Here is an 8,165-nt window from a genome sequence, read left to right on the forward strand (position 1 = left end):
TTCTTCTTTGAGAGTTTACGTTGAGCCTTTTTTAGTCTTTTTTCCGACTTACGAAGAAACCGTGGGTTATCAATTTTATCCCCATTAGAGTCGGTTAATAAATGGTTTAAACCTAAATCAATCCCTACTTCTTTTCCTGTAGAGTCAAAGGTTTCTACTCTCTCAATGTCTAAGACAAATTGACAATAAAAGCCATCGGCTCGTTTAATAAGCCTGACTCTTTTGATAGTAGATTTATCGAGAATCTCACGGTTAAAAGTGCCGATTAGCTTTAATTTCCCTATCCCTGTTTTATCCGTGATGTGGATAAACTTTTTGTCTTCTGTTAGTTGCCAACCAGAAGTTTTGTACTCGACAGACCTTGAAAATTTTTTGAATTTAGGATAGCCTTTTTTCGCTAAACCCCTTTGACAATTGTTGTCAAAACGGGATATAGAAAACCAAGCTCTTTCGGCACTTGCTTGACGAGCCATAGAGTTGAGTTTACCGACAAAAGGAAATTCAGAACTGTTAGATAATTCGGTAGTTAATTTACACAAAGTACCATAGTTAACCTGATCTTCTTTGGTAGAGTCCATCCAAAATCTTAGACATTTGTTCCGAATAAACTGTCCCACCCTGATCGCCTCTTGAATGGCTATTTTCTGGTGTGAATTGGTTTTTAACTTAAACTCTATGACTCGCATCGATTCGACCTCTCAATGTGTTATATTATGATTATAGCAATTCGTAGTACAAAATTTCAAGAGCATAAAAACTAATTATTTTAAGACTCGTAGAGCCACTTTTAATCTCACCGTACATATAGTTCTTGTGACAAAATATCATCGGAAAGTATTCCAGAAAAAGCATCTGGAGTTTTTGAGAATAGCTTTTCAAAACATAGCCGAGAAATGGAAGGCGAAGGTAATAGAGATTAACGGAGAATCAGACCATATCCATATCCTTCTGACTTACCCACCCCATAAGCTGTTAAGTAGTCTAATCGCTAACTTAAAATCAACTTCTTGCCAGCTGATGTGGGATAACTTTTCAGACCACTTGAAAGAGATATATCTGAACTTCCCCTGTATAAATATACTAGCTATGGCTCAAAGTCTTACAGAGCCTGAGTTAAAGCAATGTAATACTAATAAACTACTGGACACAAAATCCTGAAGTTCTTACGCAGATAGGGTTTGAGGCAAAAATTTTCAAATTTGACCTTTAGACCATTATAGCTTGTTTCGGGGCAGAAAACCAGCAAAAACATGGCTACAGAGCGAATCCCTTACTCTAGAGATTAATGACACTATCTGTTAAAATCAGGTTAGCGATCACTATACAGCCAACTCTACGGAATCGCTCTACTCCAGATACAGTCAACGGTACAGCCATTTTCAAGGGAAAAATGTACCCAGTAGTCTCTTTTCAATTTTTTCTGAGAACCGACCTGCAGTAAGGGTTTTGTTAATTTTTTAGTATTTATGTATGGGGGAAGTCCAGTTATTCAGACTTTAAAAAGACTCTCTCAGAAGACGAGCGAGAGAGATTTTTTTATTTTGTGAGGAAGGAAACTGGGAAACTTCCCAATCCGATCATCGATATAGAAGCATGGTTGGCTGGTAAGAATGGGGCTGGTCTGAACCGGTGGGAAGTTTATTACGAGCTTTTCGAGAAATCGGAGGGACGAACGAACGGACAAAAAACGGGGAAAGAACAGAAACCCAGGAAGCTCTCCTTTTCAGAGCGCAACGAAACGAAGCGATTGGCCAGATTAGCGGGCGAGAAATGGATCGACCCGTGGGGTCTAGAAAGTGATGTATGATCCTGCGTTGCCCCCTCAAAATATCGAGGCCGAGGAATCTATTTTAGGGGGAATTCTCCTCGACCCCAAGGCCATGGGACGGATCGTCGATTTTCTACTCGCCGATGCCTTTTACGTTCGTTCCCATCAAGAAATCTACCGAGCGGCGGTTTCTCTTCACGGTAAGAGAAAGCCCACAGACCTGATGACGATTTCCAGTTGGCTGGAGGATCACCAGCTTCTCGACGAGGTGGGAGGGATTCCCCGGTTGTTACAGCTAATCGAGCGCACGGTATCGGCCGCCAACATCGATCGCTATGCCGAGTTGGTGATGGATAAGTATGTCCGTCGTCAGTTGATCGGAGTCGGAGGTGAGGTCATCGAGTTGGCCCGCGACACGACGCGGGAGTTGGACGAGGTGCTGGACGGGGCGGAGCAAGCAGTATTTCTGGTATCGAACCGGGGAAGAACGACGCAAACGCTTCCCAATAGCGAGGTGGCGAGTGCCGCCTTCACGGAATTGGAGAAAAATAACCCGATTTACCCCACGGGCTTACGAGAGTTGGACGATCTGATTGTCGGTTTCGAGCCTGGAACGTTGACCCTGCTCGCGGGGCGACCGTCGATGGGCAAGTCCCAAGCCGCCTTATTTTTCGCCTTACAGATGCTCGCTCGACGGATACCCGTGGTTTTCTTCTCGCTGGAGATGACCGCCCAACAGCTAGAGTATCGTCTGTGGAGTTTGTTGAGCGTTCACCCCCACTATTGCGATTATGGGTTTTCTCCCCTCCGAAGCGGTCGGATCAGGCAACACCGCGCAGGACTGGCTCCACTCACCGAGCTAGAACGAGAAACGATCGTCGATGTGTTGAAAGTAGCCACCGAATTACCGCTTTATTTCAACGACGACCGGGGAACAACGGTCATGGGCATCGCCTCGGAATGTCGTCGTCTCATCGGTGAGAAAAAGCAACCCGGTTTGGTGGTGGTGGACTACCTTCAGATGATGGCCGACGATTCCCCCAACGGCAACCGCAGTTACGAGTTGGGCAACGTCGCTAGGGGACTCTACAACTGGACTTCCCCCGTATAAACATACTAGCTATGGCTAAAAGTCTTACAGAGCCTGAGTTCAAGCAATACAATACCAATGAACTACTGGACACAAAATCCTGAAGTTCTTACGCAGATAGGGTTTGAGGCAAAAATTTTCAAATTTGACCTTTCGACCATTATAGCTTGTTTCGGGGCAGAAAACCAGCAAAAACATGGCTACAGAGCGAATCCCTTACTCTAGAGATTAATGACACTATCTGTTACAATCAGGTTAGCGATCACTATACAGCCAACTCTAGGTCATCGCTCTACTCCAGATACAGTCAACGGTACAGCCATTTTCAAGGGAAAAATGTACCCAGTAGCCTCTTTTCAATTTTTTCTTAGAAGCGACCTGCAGTAAGGGTTTTGTTAATTTTTTAGTATTTATGTATGGGGGAAGTCCAGCTACAAGATGGCGGGCGATTTAAACGTGCCGATTCTGGCACTCTCCCAAATATCCCGGGCAGTAGAGGGACGCAACAATAAACGCCCGCTCATGGCTGATCTCAGTCAATCGGGAATTCTAGAGATGGTTTCCGATAACGTTGTCCTGCTCTATCGCGATGAATATTACAACCCCGATAGTGCTGATCGCGATGTGCTGGAATTGATCGTTGGTAAGGCCCGTCACGGCTTGACGGGAACGGCACGCTGTCTATTCGATAAGTCCTACGGATTGTTGACGGAATTGCCCGGAGGGAACCATGGCAATTGAAGCGGGTGCGTCGATCGTTATCGTCGGTGAACATCCCGATAACGGTAAGTTCTACACAATCGGTGAGGTTCGCCAAGATGGTTGGATACTGACCACCGATAACCATCTGTTTCACCAGCAGTTTTTTGAGGTCTATTCCCCTCTCGAACCGAGACCGAGAGCTTCCAAGATACAAAAAACCCGGGCGAAGCGTTCGACAACCCCTAATTCTTTCTTAGGGGAAAGTGAGTCACCGATTTTCTTAGGGGAAAATTTAGGACAGAATGATCACACCTCCGAGATTTCCCCTAAGAAAAAAACGGTCAACCCCGTCACATCTTCAGAGATTTTCTTAGGGGAAAATTTAGGAGATCACACATCTGAGATTTCCCCTAAGAAAAATCCCAGTGGTTCCCTTTATGCCTTCAACCAAGAGAAGAAGGATAAACACGGTAACGTGAAAACTTATCCAAAGGTTGAGGGCGCTCGTTCCACTGGCAATCCCGATCATTGGTTTTGGGCATACTGTTGGGACGAGAAGGTTAACGGCAGATGGAAAACCTTCAAACGGTCAGTCCCCCGTGAGAAGCTGTCAAAGGTGCGAATGGCGATCGATGCTAATCAACCCGTTTCAGAAATCCTGAAAATCATCGGTTGAGTTTCCGCACAACGACCGCCAGTCCCCGCATCCTCTACCTTGATTCTCTCTAAAATATCTTTACTAGGGGATACAAATGTATCTTTAACCAGTACAAAAGTATCCCCTAGTAAAGAACCGAAGAGTTTATTAAAGGATAAGTTGTATTAAAAATCTCGATCGCCCAGTCTAACTCCGCAAACGGTGAGGACTTCGCTTCCCGTTCCACCCGTTCTTGATCGGTTCTCTAAGACATGATCAGACTTTGCTGCAAGTAGTTGATCGTTTCCCGATCTTTTTTGAACTTTTCGGCAATGGCAACCATGAGACGATCAGCACCGATTATCTCAATTAAATCTTCTAAATTCGGTTCGGAGCCTCCCGACACCAACAAACCAAAGTAACGGCGGGAACCAGGAGCAAGTTCTTCCATCCCATCGAGAAGCTTCTCTAAGGTATCCTCGCTGATCCAGTTCTTCCCGTTCCTAAAAGAACTGATATGGGGCGTTCCGATCCCCGACACCTCGGAAAGATCCTTCCCACTAATCTTGAAATAATCTTGGGTTGTTTTAAAGGCTTGCCTAATTGTTAACTTTTGCATACTCACCGACTCAAATGCGAATTAATTAGTTGATAATTAGTCTAGCAAACAAATATAACTGATTTTCGCACGATCAGAACCACTCATACCGATTATGACACGGAAACTACAAGTTGTGAAAATACTGGGGCATTTTAAGGAATTTTTAAGCTTCCTTCCGATTGACCCGTTCGGATGGGTTCGTCCCGTTCGCAACTGAGGGGATTAACCCAAAAAAACAAGCCCCAATCTGGTTAGGGAACGGGGCAAGAAAATGACTTCTTCATTAGATGTACCTATCTAGAAGTAACCGTCGAGATCGATTTGTCGACACGCAACTTTCGGGATCGGTTCATCGGGGTTCATCTTTTGAGATTCATCCTCTGAAATTCATTCTTTTACAGTGTGACTATTATGACACGGATCGAGCAAAAATTTTACCCTCTAACGGCGGAAATATCCCAAAAGCTCAGACACTCCAATTTAACAGCCGCCGAGTGGAGACTATGGAGTTACCTAGTCGAGTTGGATCCCTTCGGTGATCGCTACTCCGATCTGCCGGATACGTTCACGATCATGCAGGCGGTGAACATTAAAAAAACCACCTTTTACACGGCGATCGCTAAATTTCAGCAGTTGGGACTATTCGACTTTCAAGATCAAGGTTTTTCTTTCCGTAATCTTCGGGGGGTAGCCAAACGGGGGAACCCGGTTCGATTCGTTGAAAAGGTTGCCGAAAACTCGGAAAACGATACGGAAAAACGGAACCCAGTTCGATTTCTCGGAAACTTTTCCGAAAATTCGGAAAATCAAACCCCGAAACCCTTACAGCAAGAGGAGTCTGCAACTCCTCAGACTATTCAGATTCTTCAAACCATCCAGACCGCAATGGTGGAGGATTTGATTTGTTTGGATAAGGAGGAGGAAAAGGATTTAATTTCTCGGGATGAGAAAGTTATTGTCGAGTCGGAACCAATCCAATGCTCAAACAAAATTAAAGAACCTCTGACGGGGAAACTTCACCAACGACTACGAGAACTCGGAATACCGCTCGATCAAAAAATCCGAGAGGCCATCGATGAATACGGACAATCAAGAGCTTGGCAGGCTATCGCCCATGTGGAGGCGACGCTAGAGACGATAAGAAGTAAGTACGGGGTATTTCTCTATCAGATATCGAAAGAACCACCAGAACAAACTCGCTCCCGTTTGTCGGATGAATTTTTGCGATGGTACGCACAAGTCCGAGGGGAAATCGTCGAGGATGTTGCTCTAGAACTGCTACCCCTAGACCGATACGGAGAGCCACTCCTAAGATTGCGGCATCGACCTGATGAGTTAATCCCGTGGCGACGGGTGGCCGATAAAGACTCAGAACGATCACCTCTGAATATCCGAGAGATGCTCGAAAGTTTCCCACTGCTGAAGTCTCGACTGGGGAGAAAAAAAAATGACTGGTAGCGAACCACCATGCTCAAGCAATTCGATATCTGCAGCGGCATCGGGGTCGGATTCCCTCTCGACCGACGTTTCCCCAGAGTCCGCAACTACGGCGACGCAAATTATCTCCCACTACGAAATATCCGACGGGAACACGGCGAAATCCACCTTCTTACCGCCTCACCCCCCACCCTTTCAAAACGGGGCGATGGAACCGGGGGTGATTGTTTCCTCACTATCAAACGGGCGATCGAATCTTTCCGACCCCGATACTTCTGCATCGCCAGCACCGACAATATCCTCTCCATCCGCAGAACAGGCCACCAAACCCTCTATCTTCAGCACTTCCTACGTCAGATTGCCCGCCAAACCTACGATGCGGAATGGCTTACTGTCAATTCAGGATATTTTAGCTCCCCCTTCTTTAGGAGAAAACTTCTGTTTGTGGTCATCGCCGGAGGTTTTATCGATTGGCAACCCGTCACGCCCTGGCCAGAGCAAATTAGAGACACAGTTGAAGAAAGAGGGCGTAATCAAAGAGGACGAACGGTTAAATCCCCGATTTCTCGAAAGCATCTCCTCGATTCCTACGGACTGGACAAACCCCTTGGACAACCGAACAGCAATCCAGTTTCTCGCCACCGACGAATCGCTCTCGCTAATGCCCTCGACCCTCAAATGGCCACCATCGCCCTCGCCCGCATCCTCTACCTTGATTCTCTCTAAAATACCTTTACTAGGGGATACAGATGTACCTTTAACCAGTACAAAAATATCCCCTAGTAAAGAGGAAACCGAGAATAAACGTCCGCGCCGTCGTAGGGGGGAGGGTTCGGGGTATTTGATCACCACTTATTCTCAACAGGCGAAGTACGGGCGCAAATATCTCCAGACTTTCTATCAAGTCGAATTCGGTAAGCGCAAGCGATCGATCTACCTTGCATCTGAAAAGGTGGATCGGATTCGAGAACTCGATCGCATGGGCAAGCCGATCGGGGAGATTCTGGAAGCGATCGATTCCCCCAAAGCGCGGGAGGTTCTAGCGGAGTACAGGGATTTTCTTAAGAACAAATGAGTAAGGAGTTAAGGCATTGGCAATCAAAGCTATAAGTTTGTGGCAACCGTGGGCATCTCTGGTCGCAAACGGTCTCAAACTTTACGAGACGAGGGGATGGCCGACAAAATACCGAGGGGTGTTGGCCATCCACGCCGCCAAACGTCCCCTTTGCAAGCAAGGAAAAAGCTTGATCTCCCATCTCAACCGAGCGTTCAATCTGTCCATCGATGGCGATAAATTACCGTTAGGTGCGATCGTAGCACTCACCGATCTGACCGATTGTTTAGAGATGGTATCCGAGGCGAATGCCACCGACGTGCCAAATTCGATTATTATCGAATCGGTTTCGGAATTGGAACGGTCGCTCGGCGACTGGCAACCCCAACGATACGCTTGGAAGCTGGAAAATGTCAGGGCGATTGAACCGATACCCTGCTTAGGCAAGCAAAAGCTGTTTACTGTTGAAATAATTGCCCCTGATTTTTCGCTAACTGGCGGGTGAGTTAATCTAGTCAGTACCGCACCCATTGGCGCAGGGGTTTTTATCGGTGGCAACCCTACGGCCCCAGAGAACGACCCGATCGCAAACTGATCTGGATCGAGCCAGTTCTAGTTAATGGCTAAACTTTTGACTATTTCTGACCGGCAATCTGGCAATCTGGTTTTACAGAAAACCTGCTTGATCGATCCGAATAATTCTGGTTTTACAAAAAACTGGTTTTAAAGAAAACCGGTTCTTCGTTACTTAGTATGGTTCGATAGGGCGGCATAAATGGACTAAATCTTTATCTGGCAAGAGATTTAATTGATTAGTTCGCTCTAGATCGAAAACAATTAACAAAAATCGCCAAATGTCTTTCTCTATAAGAGTTT

At 46.1% G+C, this 8,165-nt stretch carries 10 protein-coding genes and 1 pseudogene; 9 read left to right on the forward strand and 2 right to left on the reverse strand.

Annotation, left to right across the window (positions count from 1 at the left end):
- On the reverse strand, positions 1 to 686 hold a 686-nt coding region (locus O9295_RS20590; RefSeq protein ID WP_288034964.1), incomplete at its 3' end, for an RNA-guided endonuclease InsQ/TnpB family protein.
- Positions 687 to 750: 64 nt separating this feature from the next.
- Here O9295_RS20590 and tnpA point away from each other — a divergent pair.
- From tnpA to O9295_RS20610, 4 genes are all read left to right on the forward strand, one after another.
- Complete coding sequence (gene tnpA / locus O9295_RS20595) at positions 751 to 1,158, forward strand: IS200/IS605 family transposase (protein WP_288034980.1); 408 nt, start codon at positions 751 to 753, stop codon at positions 1,156 to 1,158.
- A 641-nt stretch (positions 1,159 to 1,799) separates the two neighbouring features.
- Complete coding sequence (locus O9295_RS20600; protein ID WP_288034965.1) at positions 1,800 to 2,879, forward strand: replicative DNA helicase; 1,080 nt, start codon at positions 1,800 to 1,802, stop codon at positions 2,877 to 2,879.
- A 417-nt stretch (positions 2,880 to 3,296) separates the two neighbouring features.
- On the forward strand, positions 3,297 to 3,599 hold the full coding sequence (locus O9295_RS20605; RefSeq protein WP_288034967.1) for a DnaB-like helicase C-terminal domain-containing protein: 303 nt from the start codon (positions 3,297 to 3,299) through the stop codon (positions 3,597 to 3,599).
- Positions 3,589 to 4,236 carry a hypothetical protein gene (locus O9295_RS20610; RefSeq protein ID WP_288034969.1) on the forward strand — a complete coding sequence of 216 codons (648 nt, stop codon included), beginning with the start codon at positions 3,589 to 3,591 and terminating at the stop codon, positions 4,234 to 4,236. The genes O9295_RS20605 and O9295_RS20610 overlap by 11 nt, the downstream gene beginning before the upstream one ends.
- 226 nt (positions 4,237 to 4,462) lie before the next feature.
- On the opposite strand, the gene O9295_RS20615 is transcribed toward O9295_RS20610, so the two are convergent.
- The gene (locus O9295_RS20615) at positions 4,463 to 4,816 is read right to left on the reverse strand and encodes a helix-turn-helix domain-containing protein (RefSeq protein WP_130757012.1); all 354 of its coding nucleotides are present in this window, start codon (positions 4,814 to 4,816) and stop codon (positions 4,463 to 4,465) included.
- 393 nt (positions 4,817 to 5,209) lie between these two features.
- Here O9295_RS20615 and O9295_RS20620 point away from each other — a divergent pair, with 393 nt between their 5' ends.
- From O9295_RS20620 to O9295_RS27960, 5 genes and pseudogenes are all read left to right on the forward strand, one after another.
- Positions 5,210 to 6,256, forward strand: coding sequence for a hypothetical protein (locus tag O9295_RS20620; RefSeq protein WP_288034973.1), 1,047 nt, complete (start codon positions 5,210 to 5,212; stop codon positions 6,254 to 6,256).
- Positions 6,257 to 6,265: 9 nt separating this feature from the next.
- Positions 6,266 to 6,961, forward strand: a complete 696-nt coding sequence (locus O9295_RS20625; protein WP_288034976.1) for a hypothetical protein — start codon at positions 6,266 to 6,268, stop codon at positions 6,959 to 6,961.
- Positions 6,948 to 7,310, forward strand: coding sequence for a hypothetical protein (locus O9295_RS20630; RefSeq protein WP_288034978.1), 363 nt, complete (start codon positions 6,948 to 6,950; stop codon positions 7,308 to 7,310). The genes O9295_RS20625 and O9295_RS20630 overlap by 14 nt, the downstream gene beginning before the upstream one ends.
- A gap of 37 nt (positions 7,311 to 7,347) precedes the next feature.
- Complete coding sequence (locus tag O9295_RS20635) at positions 7,348 to 7,794, forward strand: ASCH domain-containing protein (RefSeq protein WP_288034983.1); 447 nt, start codon at positions 7,348 to 7,350, stop codon at positions 7,792 to 7,794.
- A 26-nt stretch (positions 7,795 to 7,820) separates the two neighbouring features.
- A pseudogene (locus O9295_RS27960) lies at positions 7,821 to 7,916 on the forward strand (AcrVA2 family anti-CRISPR protein); the annotation flags it as partial.
- Between the last annotated feature and the right edge of the window lie 249 nt (positions 7,917 to 8,165).

This window comes from Microcystis sp. LE18-22.4A, assembly GCF_027531105.1.
In the GTDB taxonomy this organism is placed as follows: domain Bacteria; phylum Cyanobacteriota; class Cyanobacteriia; order Cyanobacteriales; family Microcystaceae; genus Microcystis; species Microcystis aeruginosa.